The sequence below is a fragment of the Rhodococcus sp. ARC_M6 genome, from assembly GCF_022810305.1.
Taxonomy (GTDB): domain Bacteria; phylum Actinomycetota; class Actinomycetes; order Mycobacteriales; family Mycobacteriaceae; genus Rhodococcus_F.
On the sequence record NZ_JALGQH010000013.1, the window covers coordinates 71,209 to 86,321 of the forward strand.

Below are 15,113 nucleotides of genomic sequence, written 5' to 3' on the forward strand. Positions count from 1 at the left end.
GGTCCTACAAACTCAATTACCTTGGGGGTTAGGCGAACTGATGCTGCCCATGCGGGAGGGCGGGAGAACGATGAAGCGCGCCTGGCCGATGACGTTGTCCAGTGGGATGGTCCCTTGAAGTTCGTCTTGAACGTGAGCACGCGAGTCAGCGGAGTTGCTGCGGTTGTCGCCCATCACCCACACATGCCCCTCAGGAACGGTGACGGGAGCGAAGCAGCGGCCGGATTTCACGGCGGTAGTGCAATCCTGGACACCGGGGGTGAAGGGAAAGTCCATCTTGACGTAGGGCTCGTCGAGTGGCTTGCCGTCGACCATGACCCGGCCTTGTTCGTCACAACACTCGACGGTCTGCCCGCCGGTGGCGATAACGCGCTTGACCAAATCGTTCTCGTCCGGCGGAACCAGGCCCACCCACGAGCCGACCTCTTGAAGGCCACGCTTCACAGTGTTGTCGGACCGATTGGACGTGTATCGCGTGTTCCACGAATCGGGGCCCTTGAAGACGATGACGTCGCCGGGTTCCGGATCGCCGAAGCGGTAACCGATTTTCTCCACGACGATCCGGTCGCCGGTACAGCCGGTACACCCGTGCAACGTCGGTTCCATCGACTCGGACGGAATGAGAAAGACGCGAAAGACAAAGGCTTGGAGCACAATGCTCAAAACAAGCGCTACACCGATCAGTATCGGAAGTTCCCGAAAGAATGATCGCTGTTTCTTGGGCTCTTTATGTGAAGTGTGAGGCTTTGCCGAAGTCGGTTCCTCAGAACTGACGGATCCATCGTGATTCTCGGTACCGGACGACAATGCCTGCTCCTTCGAAGAATCTTCCACAAAAACAGACTAGCCCGACACCGCGCGTACGCGGTGCCGGGCCAGAAAGAAAGATCAGCGCTTTTCCTTGATCTTTGCCTTCTTGCCGCGCAGCTCGCGCAGGTAGTACAGCTTGGCGCGACGGACGTCACCGCGGGTCAGAACCTCGATGGAGGCCAGCGTAGGGCTGTGAACCGGGAACGTACGCTCGACACCGACGCCGAAAGAAACCTTGCGGACGGTGAAGGTTTCGCGAACGCCGCCACCCTGACGACGAATAACGACGCCCTTGAAGACCTGCACGCGCTCCTTCGAGCCTTCGATAACCTTGACGTTCACGTTGAGCGTGTCGCCGGGACGGAAGGCCGGAATGTCGTCGCGAAGCGACTTCTTATCCAGGAAGTCCAATGTGTTCATGTGTAATCCTTGCGTTTGCAGGAGCAGAGGAACCGAGCGGCGCTCGCTTCGGTTGCCCGAATCGACGCTCGTCTGGTTCGTGCCCAGATCAAGTACTGCTGCCTGGTCCAGGCAACCCGTCCATTGTGCCAGACGTCGATGCGATGGGTGAAACCGGAGGCGGCGGAGCTGGGTGAATCGTGTGGTCGAGCACTTCTTCGGCTGCTGTCATCGCATGCTCGACGCTCGGTGAACCGGCAATGACATCTTGGATGTAGATCTTGGCCCGGATGACCGGCCGACGCCATTTCCGCTCCCGCTCGAGCGCACGTCTCATCTTTTTCGGTTTGCGTGTGTACCGCCAGCGCGCCCACGGAGCGCCAGGTCTACTGAGCCGGACCGCGCCGACTATCAGCAACGGCAGAACGAACAGGCCGACAAGACCGGTCCAGATCTTGCCTTTGAGAATCACTATCGCAGCCAATCCGAAATTGATCAGTGCGATGAATACGAAAATCAGCTTGACCCAGGGATTTCGTTCCTCCCGGAACCCGGCCAGATCCAACAATTCGAGCGGCCGGAAACCGAGCAGCACCAGTCCGGTGACTGCGACGGCAACAAATACCGCGTCAACCGACGTTCGGCCCTGTTCTGACCAGTACACGTCCTTGAGATAGAAGATCAGCGCAAATTCGTCCAGCACCAGCGCGGCGCCCATACCGAAGATCGCTGCGAGGACAGCGCCGGTCGTCTGAGAGCCATCCACGTAGACGGCTATCAGAGCGCCACCGGAGATCATCATCGCGACAACCCCGAACACCACATGGTGAACATGCTGGCCACCCGGCGTGATATTTCCCGGCCACCATTTCACCTGGGCGCGAATCATCCGCACGCTCAGCCGAATCAACAGGAACGCGGACAGAAACCCGAGGAGAAAGAACAGCAATGGGAGTCGGCCGTGGCCGATGATCTCGCGTTCGAGCCACTCTCCCATCACTGCCCTCGTTCCTGCCTGTAACCCACCGGGTCCCGATCAGTTGCGGTAAACCGGGGATTTCGCATCATCGAACACGCTATTTTCCGAAACCCGCATTTCGCAAGGCATCAGCCATCGAACCCGCCGCCGGCGCGCGGTTTTCGGGACGCTTGTCACGACCGCCTTGCTGGGGGCCGCCGCGGCGTTGCTGACTGCCCTGCCCCTGACTCTGTCCCTGCCGCGCACTCTGGCCGCCGCGCGAACCCTCCGGCTTACGCGGTGCGCCCACCTCGTCGTCCAGGCGCAGTGTCAGTGCAATTCGCTGACGCGCCTCGTCGACCTCGAGAACCTTCACCTTTACGACGTCACCCGACTTCACAACTTCACGCGGATCCTTGACAAAGCTGTGGGACATCGCCGAAACGTGAACCAATCCGTCCTGGTGCACGCCCACGTCGACAAAGGCTCCGAAGGCCGCGACGTTGGTGACAACACCTTCCAGAACCATGCCCGGCTTGAGGTGTGACACTTTCTCGATACCGGCTGCGAAGGTGGCAGTCTTGAATTCCGGGCGCGGGTCACGGCCTGGCTTTTCCAGTTCGGAGATGATGTCCGTGACGGTCGGGAGACCGAATCGTTCGTCGACGTAATCGGCGGCCCGCACCGATCGCAGAGCCGTGGCGTTCCCGAGGATGGTCCGCACATCTCCACCGGCCCCGGCAACGATCTTGCGGACGACGGGGTACGCCTCCGGATGCACGCTCGACGCGTCGAGCGGATCGTCACCCTCGACGATTCGAAGGAAGCCCGCACACTGCTCAAATGCCTTGGGCCCCAACCGCGAAACATCCTTGAGCGCCTTGCGGGTTCGGAACGGCCCATTCTGATCTCGGTGCGCGACAATGCTTTCCGCCAACGAACCCGCGATGCCGGAGACTCGCGCCAGCAGTGGCACAGACGCGGTATTCACGTCGACGCCGACGGCGTTCACGGCATCTTCGACCACCGCATTGAGCGAGCGGGAGAGAAGTGATTCGGTGATGTCGTGCTGGTACTGGCCGACACCGATGGACTTGGGATCGATCTTGACCAACTCGGCCAACGGGTCTTGGAGGCGACGCGCGATGGACACCGCTCCTCGGATCGACACGTCGAGGTCCGGAAGTTCTTGGGACGCATACGCCGAGGCGGAGTAGACGGAGGCGCCCGCTTCGGACACGACGATCTTCATGAGATTCGGGGCGCCGGTCTTGGCGATCAATTCGGTAGCGAGGGTGTCGGTCTCACGCGAAGCCGTCCCGTTGCCGATGGCGATCAACTCGACGCCGTACTTGGTGACCAGCCCGGCCAGAACCGCGAGCGAGGCATCCCACTTGTTGTGCGGCTGGTGCGGATAGATGGTTTCGTAGGCGAGAACCTTGCCGGTTCCGTCGACGACGGCGACCTTGGTGCCGGTCCGAAGTCCGGGATCGAGGCCCATGGTCGGACGTGCGCCCGCCGGTGCCGCGAGCAGGAGATCCTTGAGGTTGGTCGCGAAAACGTCGACGGCGTCCTTCTCCGCGGACTGACGCAGCCGCATGCGCACATCGACTCCGAGTGTGACCGCAAACTTGGTCTTCCAGGCCCATCGAACGGTGTCGAGGAGCCAGCGATCGGCTGCGCGCCCACGGTCCGCGATGTCGAACCGGGTGGCGATTCGTCCTTCGTAGACGGTCCGCTCCCCCGGCGACGATTCCTCGGTGTCGGCCGCCATGGTCACCGACAGGACTTCTTCCTTCTCGCCGCGAAGAACGGCAAGAATCCGATGCGAGGGCAGTTTCGCGAAGGGTTCCGAGAATTCGAAGTAGTCAGCAAACTTCGAGCCATCGGATTCCTTGCCCTTACGGACTGCGGAAACGACCTGTCCGCGCTTCCACATCAGCTCTCGTAGATCACCGACGAGATCGGCATCCTCGGCAAAACGTTCGACCAGGATCGCGCGAGCGCCGTCGCGTTGCTCGTCCGAGTACTGCGCGGGGTCTGTGGTGGGATCGCCGATCAGTGCGTCGGCAACGGGCTCGTGGCCGGCCTCGCGGGCAATCTGCGCCTTGGTACGACGCTTCGGCTTGAACGGCAGATAGATGTCTTCGAGCCGAGCCTTCGTGTCGGCAATCATGATCTGACCACGCAGTTGATCATCGAGTTTGCCCTGGGACTCGATCTCGGTGAGGACGGCGTCGCGGCGCTCGTCGAGCTCGCGGAGATAGCGCAAACGCTCCTCCAGCAGGCGCAGTTGCGCGTCGTCGAGAGTGCCGGTGACTTCTTTTCGATACCGGGCGATAAAGGGCACAGTGGCACCGCCGTCCAGGAGGTCGACGGCCGCAGCCACCTGCCCTTCACGGACGTCGAGTTCCTCGGCAATACGCTGGTTCACGGTCTTGAGAATCACGAGATCCGACCCTACCGCTATCCTGTGACAAGTAGACCGGCAGACAGCGCCGGCTCCAGAGCGCCAGGGGAAACGATGACTGCGCGGTTCGTCCGGATACTCGCCATGGCGGCTGCAGTTACTTTTGCAGCATCATGCAGCGGTGTGGAGAGTCCCGACGTAAACGCTGCTACCCAAACTCCGGCCTTCCCCGACACCGACGTACCCATGGCGCCGACACTCGAAGCCAGGCTCATTCAAGCCCAGTCCGCCGCGCTCGAGCGCGGCGCAGACGTTTCGATTTCGGTGTTCGACCGAACGTCGAACCGGTATCTCGAAGTCGGTGGCGACCAACAGATCGAAACAGCATCTGTTGCAAAGCTTTTCATCGCCGAAGACCTGTTGCAGCAAGACACACACGGCCAACGAGCACTGAGCGACGACGACTGGGTGCTCATGGAAGCCATGCTCGAGGCCTCCGACGACAATGCGGCCAACACCCTGTGGGAGGCCGCCGGCGGCCCCGATCTCGTAACCCGCGTCGCGGAGCGCTACTCATTGGTTTCCACCACCGCTCCTGTAGACGGCATGTGGTGGAACACCGAGACCACGTCCCACGACCTCATCACCTTCTACGACGGCATTCTGGACGACGTCACGCAGCTCGGCGAGGACCGCTCGAGTCGGCTCGTCAATGACCTGCGCCAATCCACACCCACAGCGGCTGATGGATACGACCAACGTTTCGGCCTCCCGGAAGCCCTGTTCGACGAGCCGGTACTGGGCGTCAAGCAAGGGTGGATGTGCTGCATCAACGATCGATGGCTCCATCTGTCCACGGCCGTCGTCGGCGAAGACAACAGATACATCGTCGCTATTGCGTCCCGCGAGAACATTCAATATCCGGGCGACGACAACGACGACGCGTACCCGGATACTTCGTTCACCGATGTGATCGACGACGACAGCGCGCTTCATGCACGCGACACCGTGACAGGCGTGACACAGATCCTCTTTCCCGACGGAGCAATCGACGATTGGTCGAAACCCCAGACGCCGAATGAGCAACCGGTGCAGGAAGCTTCGGGCCGGTAGTTCTCACCAGCTGTACGACGTCACCGCATCCACAACGCGGTCTTGCTGATCTGCGCTCAACATGGGCCACAAGGGAAGTCGCAGAATTGTCGTTGAAAACAATTCACTGCGAACGCACGGTTGCGGCGTGCTGCCATAGCGTTTGCCGGCGGCACTGGAATCGAGCGGAACATAGTGAAACGGTGCCACGATTCCCTGCTCGGCGACATGGCGAATCATTGCGTCACGAATCTGCTCGTTCGGCATCCTGACGTAGAACAGGTGAGCGGTGTGCTCGCAGTCCGGCGGGACCGTCATGAGATGGACGTCGCGCTCCTGCGCCCAGTCCGCCAAGCCCGTGCGGTAGCCGTCCCACACTCGATGCCGCTGCGCCTGGACTGTTTCGAACTCGGACAGTTGAGCGTCCAGCACCGCCGCATTCAGTTCACTGGGGAGATAGCTCGAACCGATGTCCTGCCACGAGTACTTGTCCACCTGGCCTCGGAGGAACCGAGCCCGGTTGGTGCCCTTCTCCCGGATGATCTCGGCGCGCTCCATGAGCGCGTCGTCGGAGAGCAACAATGCGCCGCCCTCGCCGCAGTGAATGTTCTTCGTATCGTGGAAACTCTGGGTGCCGACGGCGCCGATGGTGCCGAGTTTGCATCCCCGCCAGGAACCGCCCAATCCGTGTGCGTTGTCCTCGATCAAAGCGATTCCATACTGCTGGGCGAGCGCCAACAGTGGTTCCATATCTGCGGCCACGCCGCCGTAGTGCATGACGAGTACAGCTTTGGTGCGCGCTGTGATTGCGTCGGCGACTGCTGCGGGGTCGATGTTTCCGGTTGCCAAGTCGATATCGACAAACACGATGGTCGCGCCTCGGAGCGCCACTGCGGTGGCCGCGGAACTGAATGCGAAGCTCGGCACGATCACCTCGTCGCCCGGTCCGAGTTCCAGCAGGAGCCCGCCCAGTTCGAGCGCATGGGTGCAGGACGTGGTTAGCAGAGCATGCTTCGAGCCGGTGATTTCCTTGATTCTGGCCGTCGACGACGCGGTGAATCGGCCGTCGCCGTGAATATGATCCGACTCCAGAACCGTTGCCAGATTATTCAATTCGTTGACGGCACGGTAGGGCCGACTGAAAATGATGCGGTCAGTGCTCACGAGCTGCGCCGTTCGTTTCGGATCCTGCGCTCGGCCGACCGGAAACCGGATCTGCCCACCGCGGCGAATCCACCTTCAGATACAGCGGTTTGCCCACCAGGATGTGCAGTGCCACGCCGAGATACTCGGCGATGAGGCCAAGTGAGAACAAGATTGCGCCCGAACACACGAGGAGCGCCACGATCATCGACGCCCATCCTTCGGGGTCGTTGTTGTCGCCGGTCACGGCTTGAACGAAGATCACCGCAGCCACGATCACACCGGCGAGCGCAAGCGTCACGCCGAGCAGGCTGACCAAGCGCAGGCCGCGGGTTCCGCTGCACAACACCATCTTCCAGAACAATGAGAACAGGCGGCGATAGTTGTATCCGGATTCCTCGCGCCCTTCGGCGCGCAAAACGACCGGCACCGACGCGGTATTTCCCACCACCCAGGTCAAGGCGACGTCCAGGTAAGCGCCATTGGCGGCGACTTCGGCGAGTTGCCGACCGATATCGCCACGGATGAGCCGAAAACTTTCGAATCGAGCTGATGCCGGGAACGAAAATACCGTCGCCAGAACAGTTTTTGCGCCCCTCGACGTCACGTTTCGCAAGAATCCGTGCGGACGGGTGTTGGTGGGCTGGGAATAGACGAGGTCGGCACGCTCGGCCAACGCCGTGTCCAGAAAGGAACCGATGCAGGCCGGATCATGCTGCCCGTCCTCGTCCATCGTGACTACCCAATCACCGCGAGCGGCAGCCATCCCGGCAATCGTCGCAGCGTCCTGGCCGTAGTTGCGGCTGAGCCAGACAACACGAACCTGCTCGAAACGACGTTCCAACTCGAGGAGAACAACATCGGACCGGTCCGGGCCGTTGTCGTGAACCAGAACGATCTCGTCGACAGTGAACTCTGCACCGGAGGAACTGACGCAGGGACCGGAGAGTCCGTCCAGTTCCTCAACCAACGCCTCAATGGTCTTCTCGCCCTGGTAAACGGGCACTACGACGGAAATCGAGTGCACTCGCTTCTGCTCCCTTCGAGGGTCTCGGCTTGTGCCGAAATAGTGGGCCACCGGCCTCACACCGTCGCGAACTTTAACACGCGCATACGTGACGGACCTGAATGATCCCGGCGGTTCGGACACACGCGTCGCCAGGCATTGGGTCACCGATGTTAAAGTCTGGAACTCGTGGTGGAAACTCGAGGTCACGCCCGGCTCGACGTGTACAAATGGGGCGCTGTTACGGCAGTTGGTGTGATCGCGGGATATGTAGCGGTCATCCTCGCCAATGCGCGCCATTTCTATACCGACGACACCGAGTCCCAGTACGCCCCATTGTGGGTAATGCTCGGACAGCACCTGCGATCGGGCGACCTACCGGTGTTGATCCCCGAGCATTGGATGGCGGGTAACTACGCCATCGAGGAAGCCGGCCTTCTCAACCCACCACAACTCCTGATCAACTTGATCGCGCCATCGTTCGACAACTTGGCGTTGTACGCCACGCTCGTAAAGTTGGTCTTCGCGATCATTCTCGGGCTCGGCGTGTATCGGATCTGCCTCGAATACGGTTCGAAGCCCGCGTGGGCTGCTGTCGCCGGAGCGTCGATTCCGTTCACCGGATTCTTGCTCTTCTTCGACGAGGCCAGCTGGATGACAGCGTTCACCGGCACCGCCTGGATGGTGCAGGCGTGGGCGTCAGCGATCCGGTACTCCCGCGGCAAGAGCGGGCCCATACCGACGTTCGTGTTCCTGTATCTGGCGATATCCGTCCAATATGTCTTTCCGGCCGTCGAATCTGCCCTGATGATCGCTGCAGTGGCCATCGGTGAGGTTGTCTACCAACGACGCTGGGCACCGTCGCTGCGACTGCTTGCGGTGGCTGCAAGCGCCGCGCTGGTCGGTATGGCTACGTATATCCCGAGTGTGCTCACCGCCGATGTCACGTGGCGAGGCGCATCGGAGATCAAGAACGACCAATTCCTTGCTGTTCCGTGGTCGGAATCTCTGAACGCCAGCCTGCCAAGCACCTTGCCGGCCTTCACCTCCTGGTGGGGCTATATCCAGACGATGCCGATGGTCTACATCGCCTGGTTCCTCATCCCCGCGCTGGCATTCATCGACTGGGGCAAGGCCCGCGGCGCGGCGCGCGAACTGACCAGCCTCGGAATCTTCACGGTGGCCGTGTTGATGTGGACTGCCGGACCGAGCAACATCGGCCCCTTGCGATGGCCGGCCCGCGTCCTGCCGATGGTTGCGATCGGACTGCTGGTGCTGGTCTGCACGCTCCTGGGCCGGTACGCCACCACCAACAACTTGCGACGACGCGCCACCGCTGCGGGACTCCTGATCGGCCTGCTGCTGGTGCGTTCCGCGTCAGCCGCTCCGAGTCACCTGAAATGGCACATCATCTCAGCCCTCGCGGTTGCAGCTCTCGGCGCCGCAGTGGTGTGGCTCGGCCGAACCAGGGGTACCGCGTTTGCGTGCGTTCTGGCGATAGCCGCGGTCTCCCCCATCGCCTACTCCCAGGTTCGGGCCGCCCAGCCGACCCCGATGAGCTGGAATCTTCCCGAATCTCGTTCGGACATGACTGCAGCCTTCCCCGATTTCGACGGCACAACACTGCAACTCGCGGATCGTGCTCTGATCGCACCGGGCGACCGCACATTGAGCGGCGCCTACGGATCACTCGCCTTCGGGAACTACCCCAAGGATCTGGGGCTCACCTACACCAGCGGCTACACCCCCAACGGGCACTACTACTTCGGCAATATCCTGTGCATGCGTTGGGATATGAGTGTGTGCCCCGACGCTTTCCGAAACGCTTTCGCCGTCGAACCGGCCACCGGCCGCACTTTCGTCGATCTGATGAACGTAGACCGAGTTGTCCTACAGAACGCCCTGTATCCGAATGCTCGCAGCGGGCCCGCGCCCGACGGCTGGAAATGGGTCGACTACCCCGGCCACGAGAACTACATTTCCGTACTCGAACGGATCGACGGACCGGTCTCGATCCGCAACGGTCGAATCTCCGATACCCAAGGCGTAGAAGCTACTTCGATCGCCGAATCGAACCTGTCGAGCACTCTTCGAGTGAGCTCGGAAAGCGGCGGAAAGGTCGTGTTCGCACGCTTGGGCTGGCCGGGCTACCGAGCGACGCTGAACGGCGAGCCGGTGCCCATCGACGTAGTCGCGAAGTCCTTTGTCACCGTGGATGTTCCGGCCGGCACGAAGGATGCCGAACTGGTTCTCACCTGGCGGCCACCGGGCTGGAAGATCGGCGCCGCTTCAGCGATCGCAGGATTGGCCGGACTGGGTATCCTCGAATGGATGTACCTGCGCGGCCGTCGCCGTGACCGAATCGCCGATGCTCCGAGTGCACTACCGTGAGCACCGAAGAGGCCCACACTGCCGACCCGGGGCCGCTTCTGCGGATCGTGAAACATCAGCCGATCGCGTTTGCCATTGTCGGAGTGGCGAATACCGTGATCGGGTACCTTCTGTTCGTTCTGTGGATGCTGATACTCGACAACGAGAAGCTCTACCAGGTTGCACTGATCGGCGCCTACAGCGTCAGCGTTCTCATAGCGTTTGTGCTGCACCGGACTTTGGTTTTCCGGGTACGCGGCCAAGTGACCCGCGATCTCGCGGCGTTTGTCGTCGTCAACTCAGGCGGACTTGCTCTCAACCTGATCTTGGCGACGATTGCCGTATCGGTTTTCCACGCGCCACCACTGCCGACACAGGCAGTGGTGATGCTGATCGTCGCCGGCGTGAGCTTCTTGGGACACCGCTACTTCTCGTTCCGGCGCAGTCCGGCTGGCAAGCCCTAGTCGCGAGGCAACGCACGGTCGACTGCCATCTCGACCACTACGCGAAGATCTTCATCCCCGAAAAGATCCGGCAATGTGAGACGGTCGACGACCAGCCAATTCAAGGACATATAGAGCAACCGGACGGTGGTCGCGTCACCAGGTACTCCCGACGCCAGGTGATTGGCGACGTTCTGTTCAAAATCCTCGCGGATTCGTTCCGTGAGCACTAACCGCAGGTCTGGTCGACGGGTCGCCTCCAGGCGCAACTCCATGAGCGCAAGGAATCCCGTCCCGAATGAGGTGACTCGTTCGACCACGTCGAGCATGAGCGTCACCAGTCGCTCACGATCGGTGCCGTTGGCTGGATCGATCATCGCATCAATGTTGTCCGGCAGCAGGCGCTCGTAGATCCGGCCACCTACTTGAGTAAACAGGTCATTGCGACTCGAGAAGTAATTCGATGCAGTCCCGTTCGGCACGGCTGCCTGTGCGTCGACGGCTCGAAATGTCAAGCCTCTAGCGCCCTCTCGCGCCAGCACCTCGATTGCCGCATCGATCAGCGCCAGCCGACGTCCCGGGTTCTTTCGCACTTGACATCACTTCTTTCACAACCCTAAGTTAAACCACTACAGATAGAGTACTACGAACGGAGTTCTTCATGCGCAAGCTTGTGTACTACGTCGGAACGACGCTGGACGGCTACATCGCAGGTCCCGGCGGAGAGTTCGATTTCTTTCCACTTTCCGAACGGATGACCGCGTCGCTCAACGAGCGTTACCCCGAGACCGTGCCTACACACATCCGGCCTCACATCGGTATGGACAGCCCACCCAATAGAGTCTTCGACACCGTCATCATGGGCCGCGGTTCCTATGAACCTGCACGAAGTGTCGGAGTGAGCAGTCCCTACGCGCACCTTCGGCAGTATGTCGTCTCGACGACTCTCTCCGACATCGACGATCCTGCGATTAACATGGTGCGCAGCGATCCACTTACGACGATCAAAGACCTCAAAGCCGTAGAAGGACAGAGCATCTGGCTGTGTGGCGGCGGAAAACTTGCCAGCGCGCTACTACCCGAGATCGACGAATTGATCATCAAGAGATATCCGGTCATCGCCGGCGCGGGAATACCGATGATCGTCGGCACATTTGAGCCGACACTCTTCACACCCACAGCCAGTGAGGAATTCGACAACGGTGCGAGCGTCACCTGGCTGAAGCGAAACAGCTAGGGCAGGAGATCCGGCCGACGCTCGGCGGTGCGGGCCAGAGACTGCTCATGACGCCACGCCTTGACCTTGGCGTGATCACCGGACAGCAGAACGGGCGGAACCTCGAGGTCTCGCCACACCGCCGGGCGTGTGTAGCTGGGGCCTTCGAGAAGTCCGTCGGAGAACGAATCCTCTTGATGTGAAAGCTGATTGCCGAGAACGCCGGGCATCAGACGCACAACAGCTTCGACCATCACAAGGACGGCTGCTTCACCGCCGATCAGCACGTAATCACCGATGCTGACTTCCTCGACACGCACGCGCTTGGCCGCGTCGTCGAAGACTCGCTGATCGATACCCTCGTACCGACCGCACGCGAAGACCAGATGCTTTGCCTTCGACCAACGCTCGGCTGTGGCCTGAGTAAACGGAACGCCGGCGGGAGTGGGCACCACCAGAATTGTTTCCGCGTCGTCCGGCCCCTCGGATTCGGAACGTCCGATGACGTCGTCGAGAGCGGGACCCCAGACCGTGGGCTTCATGACCATGCCCGGTCCCCCGCCGTACGGGGAATCGTCGACGGCTTTGTGAACGTCTTGCGTCCAGGATCGAAGATCGTGAACGTCTACCGAGATCAAGCCACGTTCAATTGCCTTGCCCAACAGGGCAGCACGAAGCGGTTCGAGATACTCGGGAAAAATTGTGACTACGTCGAGACGCATGAAGAGATCAGTCGCTATCGGAGTTCGACTTGTCACCGAAATCCGGGTCGAGAAGGCCCTCCGGAGGCGCAATCTCGATGAGACCGTCGGCCGTGGATACCTTTGTCACGATTGCAGCGACAAAAGGAACCAACAACTCGCCGGATGTCTCACCGGTGCGCCTGATGGAAAGCAATTCGCCTGCGGCGGAATGTAATACCTCGATCACGGAACCAACTTCGGTGCCGTCGGCCAGTACGACCTTCAGCCCTTCGAGTTCGTGATCGTAAAACTCGTCCGGATCATCGGACGGTTCGAGATCTGCGGTGTCGATGACAAACATCGTGCCCCGCAAGGCATCTGCTTCGCTCCGATCGGTGATACCGACAAGGCGCAGCAGAAGCCGCCCGGAATGATTCCGGGCAGCTTCTACCGTGTACGACTTCAGTGTCGACTCGCGCGGCTTGTGTCCGTTCAGCACGGTGCCAACGGCAAAGCGTTCTTCGGGTTCGTCAGTACGAACGTCGACGACAAGCTCACCTTTGATGCCGTGTGACTTTGCGACACGGCCGACTACGAGTTCCACTGTTTCTGCCGTCTACTGATCGGTGTCGACGACGTCGACGCGAATGCCACGGCCACCGATACCGGAGACCAGGGTCCGCAGAGCGGTCGCGGTACGTCCGCCCCTGCCGATGACCTTGCCGAGATCGTCAGGGTGCACATGCACCTCGACGGTACGTCCACGGCGTCCGGTCATCAGTTCGACGCGAACGTCGTCAGGATTGGCGACAATGCCGCGAACCAAATGCTCTACCGCATCAGCGACGACGGCACTCACTTGTCAGCAGCCTCGGCGTCTGCAGCGGGAGCCTCGGCAGCAGCCTCGACCTCTTCGACCTTGGCGGCCTTCTTCTTCTTGGGGGTGATTGCTTCTGCAACCGGCTCGCTCTCAGCCTGCGCGAGGGCAGCCTGGAAGAGTTCGAGCTTGGAGGGCTTGGCTTCCTTGACACGCAAGGTGCCTTCGGTGCCCGGGAGGCCCTTGAACTTCTGCCAGTCACCGGTGATCTTGAGGAGGGCTTCGACGGGCTCGGTGGCCTGTGCGCCAACGCCCAACCAGTACTGTGCGCGCTCGGAGTCGATCTCGATGAAGGAAGGCTCTTCCTTCGGGTGGTACTTGCCGATCGTCTCGATCGAACGGCCGTCGCGACGGGTGCGAGCGTCGGCAATGACAACGCGGTACTGAGCGTTGCGGATCTTGCCGAGGCGGGTGAGCTTGATCTTGACAGCCATGGCTGTGGTACTCCTTCAGCGCGCACGAATGCGGCGCGCGTGTCACGTGCAATTCAGCAACTCACACGAATTTGTGAGTCCGGTTTTGCCTCTAACCTGTGACCGTCGCAGCGGTACGTAACCGGTTGCGACGAACAGTCGTCCATTCTGCCAGATCCGGTTCCCCCGGCGAAATCCGGGGAGCCGAATTCAGTCGAAAAGGTTTCCGCGAAGCATCACTCGAGTGGGCTTCGACAGCACAGCGGTGTTTCCGCGCGGATCTTCCTCGAAAACAACGAGGTCAGCGGGCGCCCCTTCGACGATCCCCGGCGCCCCCAACCAGCCGCGTGCGTCCCAGCAAGCCGCCCCGAGAGCGTCGTGCGCCGACAGTCCGGCCAATTGGAGCTCGGCCACCTCGTCCGCGATGCGGCCGTGCAAGATCGATCCCCCGGCATCGGTGCCGGCATAGATCGGAATACCCGCCTCATGGGCGGCGCCGATCGTCTGATGACGCCGCGCATGCAGATCGCGCATATGCGCCGCGTAGATCGGGTACCGCGTTGCCGAGTCTGCAATTCCGGGGAAAGTCGCAATGTTGATGAGCGTCGGAACCAAGGCGGTTCCGCGAGAGACCATCAAATCGATGGTCTCGTCCGTCAACCCCGTGCCGTGTTCGATGCAGTCGATGCCGGCATTGATCAGACCCGGCAAAGCGTCCTCGGCGAATACATGCGCCGTCACCTTGGCACCTTCGGCATGAGCTGCCGCAATCGCTTCGACCAGAATCTCGTCGCTCCACAGCGGCGCGAGGTCACCGACGGAACGATCGATCCAGTCGCCGACGAGTTTGACCCAGCCGTCGCCGGCTCGCGCTTGACGCGCTACCTCGGCAGGAAGCTGCGATTCGTCGTCGAGATCAACGGGCAAGCCCGGGATGTATCGCTTGGGCGCAGCAATATGCTGACCGGCTCGAATGATCCGCGGAAGATCGAGACGCTCATCGATGAAGCGGGTATCGACGGGTGAACCGGCGTCGCGCAACAACAGCACTCCGGCATCACGCTCGGTTTCAGCCTGCGCAATCAAACCGTCGATGCTCTCCCCGCCGCCGCCACCGAAGCGGATTCCGACATGGCAATGCGCGTCGACAAGTCCGGGAGCGATCCAGCCCGATTCCACGACGGTCTCGGCGCCGGCGACCGGTTCGAAGGTGATCCGGCCGTCGACAACCCACAGTTCGATGGGCGCAGCATCGGGCAGACCGATCCCCCGCAGATGCAGAACACTCATTTT

At 61.2% G+C, this 15,113-nt stretch carries 16 protein-coding genes; 4 read left to right on the plus strand and 12 right to left on the minus strand.

What is annotated here, in order from left to right; genetic code table 11:
• Positions 1-12 precede the first annotated feature (12 nt).
• The 4 genes from lepB to MTX36_RS15580 form a co-directional block, all read right to left on the minus strand.
• The gene (gene lepB, locus MTX36_RS15565) at positions 13-834 is read right to left on the minus strand and encodes a signal peptidase I (protein ID WP_243620647.1); all 822 of its coding nucleotides are present in this window, start codon (positions 832-834) and stop codon (positions 13-15) included.
• Between the two features lie 54 nt (positions 835-888).
• The gene (gene rplS / locus MTX36_RS15570) at positions 889-1,230 is read right to left on the minus strand and encodes a 50S ribosomal protein L19 (RefSeq protein ID WP_094272288.1); all 342 of its coding nucleotides are present in this window, start codon (positions 1,228-1,230) and stop codon (positions 889-891) included.
• 88 nt (positions 1,231-1,318) lie between these two features.
• The gene (locus tag MTX36_RS15575) at positions 1,319-2,206 is read right to left on the minus strand and encodes a hypothetical protein (RefSeq protein WP_243620648.1); all 888 of its coding nucleotides are present in this window, start codon (positions 2,204-2,206) and stop codon (positions 1,319-1,321) included.
• Positions 2,207-2,285: 79 nt separating this feature from the next.
• The gene (locus MTX36_RS15580) at positions 2,286-4,616 is read right to left on the minus strand and encodes a Tex family protein (RefSeq protein WP_243620649.1); all 2,331 of its coding nucleotides are present in this window, start codon (positions 4,614-4,616) and stop codon (positions 2,286-2,288) included.
• Positions 4,617-4,691: 75 nt separating this feature from the next.
• Between MTX36_RS15580 and MTX36_RS15585 the strand changes: the two genes are divergently transcribed.
• Positions 4,692-5,690 carry a class A beta-lactamase-related serine hydrolase gene (locus tag MTX36_RS15585; protein WP_243620650.1) on the plus strand — a complete coding sequence of 333 codons (999 nt, stop codon included), beginning with the start codon at positions 4,692-4,694 and terminating at the stop codon, positions 5,688-5,690.
• A 3-nt stretch (positions 5,691-5,693) separates the two neighbouring features.
• Here the strand turns inward: MTX36_RS15585 and rffA are convergent, their stop codons facing one another.
• Both rffA and MTX36_RS15595 read right to left on the minus strand, forming a co-directional pair.
• Positions 5,694-6,833 carry a dTDP-4-amino-4,6-dideoxygalactose transaminase gene (gene rffA, locus MTX36_RS15590; RefSeq protein WP_243620651.1) on the minus strand — a complete coding sequence of 380 codons (1,140 nt, stop codon included), beginning with the start codon at positions 6,831-6,833 and terminating at the stop codon, positions 5,694-5,696.
• The gene (locus MTX36_RS15595; RefSeq protein WP_243620652.1) at positions 6,823-7,839 is read right to left on the minus strand and encodes a glycosyltransferase; all 1,017 of its coding nucleotides are present in this window, start codon (positions 7,837-7,839) and stop codon (positions 6,823-6,825) included. Before MTX36_RS15595 ends, rffA begins: the two co-directional genes overlap by 11 nt.
• Before the next feature lie 171 nt (positions 7,840-8,010).
• Here MTX36_RS15595 and MTX36_RS15600 point away from each other — a divergent pair, with 171 nt between their 5' ends.
• Positions 8,011-10,209, plus strand: a complete 2,199-nt coding sequence (locus MTX36_RS15600; protein WP_243620701.1) for a hypothetical protein — start codon at positions 8,011-8,013, stop codon at positions 10,207-10,209.
• Complete coding sequence (locus MTX36_RS15605) at positions 10,206-10,652, plus strand: GtrA family protein (RefSeq protein ID WP_243620653.1); 447 nt, start codon at positions 10,206-10,208, stop codon at positions 10,650-10,652. The genes MTX36_RS15600 and MTX36_RS15605 overlap by 4 nt, the downstream gene beginning before the upstream one ends.
• On the opposite strand, the gene MTX36_RS15610 is transcribed toward MTX36_RS15605, so the two are convergent.
• Entirely contained in the window at positions 10,649-11,224 is a 576-nt protein-coding gene (locus tag MTX36_RS15610; RefSeq protein WP_243620654.1) for a TetR/AcrR family transcriptional regulator, read from the minus strand. The genes MTX36_RS15605 and MTX36_RS15610 overlap by 4 nt on opposite strands.
• A 68-nt stretch (positions 11,225-11,292) precedes the next feature.
• On the opposite strand from MTX36_RS15610, the gene MTX36_RS15615 reads away from it, so the two are divergent.
• Positions 11,293-11,868, plus strand: coding sequence for a dihydrofolate reductase family protein (locus MTX36_RS15615; protein WP_243620655.1), 576 nt, complete (start codon positions 11,293-11,295; stop codon positions 11,866-11,868).
• Here MTX36_RS15615 and trmD read toward each other — a convergent pair.
• The 5 genes from trmD to MTX36_RS15640 all read right to left on the minus strand — a co-directional run bounded on the left by trmD (position 11,865) and on the right by MTX36_RS15640 (position 15,110).
• Positions 11,865-12,569 carry a tRNA (guanosine(37)-N1)-methyltransferase TrmD gene (gene trmD / locus MTX36_RS15620; RefSeq protein ID WP_169633321.1) on the minus strand — a complete coding sequence of 235 codons (705 nt, stop codon included), beginning with the start codon at positions 12,567-12,569 and terminating at the stop codon, positions 11,865-11,867. The genes MTX36_RS15615 and trmD overlap by 4 nt on opposite strands.
• Before the next feature lie 7 nt (positions 12,570-12,576).
• Complete coding sequence (gene rimM / locus MTX36_RS15625; protein ID WP_243620656.1) at positions 12,577-13,134, minus strand: ribosome maturation factor RimM; 558 nt, start codon at positions 13,132-13,134, stop codon at positions 12,577-12,579.
• A 12-nt stretch (positions 13,135-13,146) separates the two neighbouring features.
• The gene (locus tag MTX36_RS15630) at positions 13,147-13,389 is read right to left on the minus strand and encodes an RNA-binding protein (RefSeq protein WP_033236551.1); all 243 of its coding nucleotides are present in this window, start codon (positions 13,387-13,389) and stop codon (positions 13,147-13,149) included.
• Positions 13,386-13,841 (minus strand): 30S ribosomal protein S16, encoded by a 456-nt coding sequence (gene rpsP, locus MTX36_RS15635; protein WP_243620657.1) that lies wholly within the window; start codon positions 13,839-13,841, stop codon positions 13,386-13,388. Before rpsP ends, MTX36_RS15630 begins: the two co-directional genes overlap by 4 nt.
• A 189-nt stretch (positions 13,842-14,030) precedes the next feature.
• The gene (locus MTX36_RS15640; RefSeq protein ID WP_243620658.1) at positions 14,031-15,110 is read right to left on the minus strand and encodes an amidohydrolase family protein; all 1,080 of its coding nucleotides are present in this window, start codon (positions 15,108-15,110) and stop codon (positions 14,031-14,033) included.
• Between the last annotated feature and the right edge of the window lie 3 nt (positions 15,111-15,113).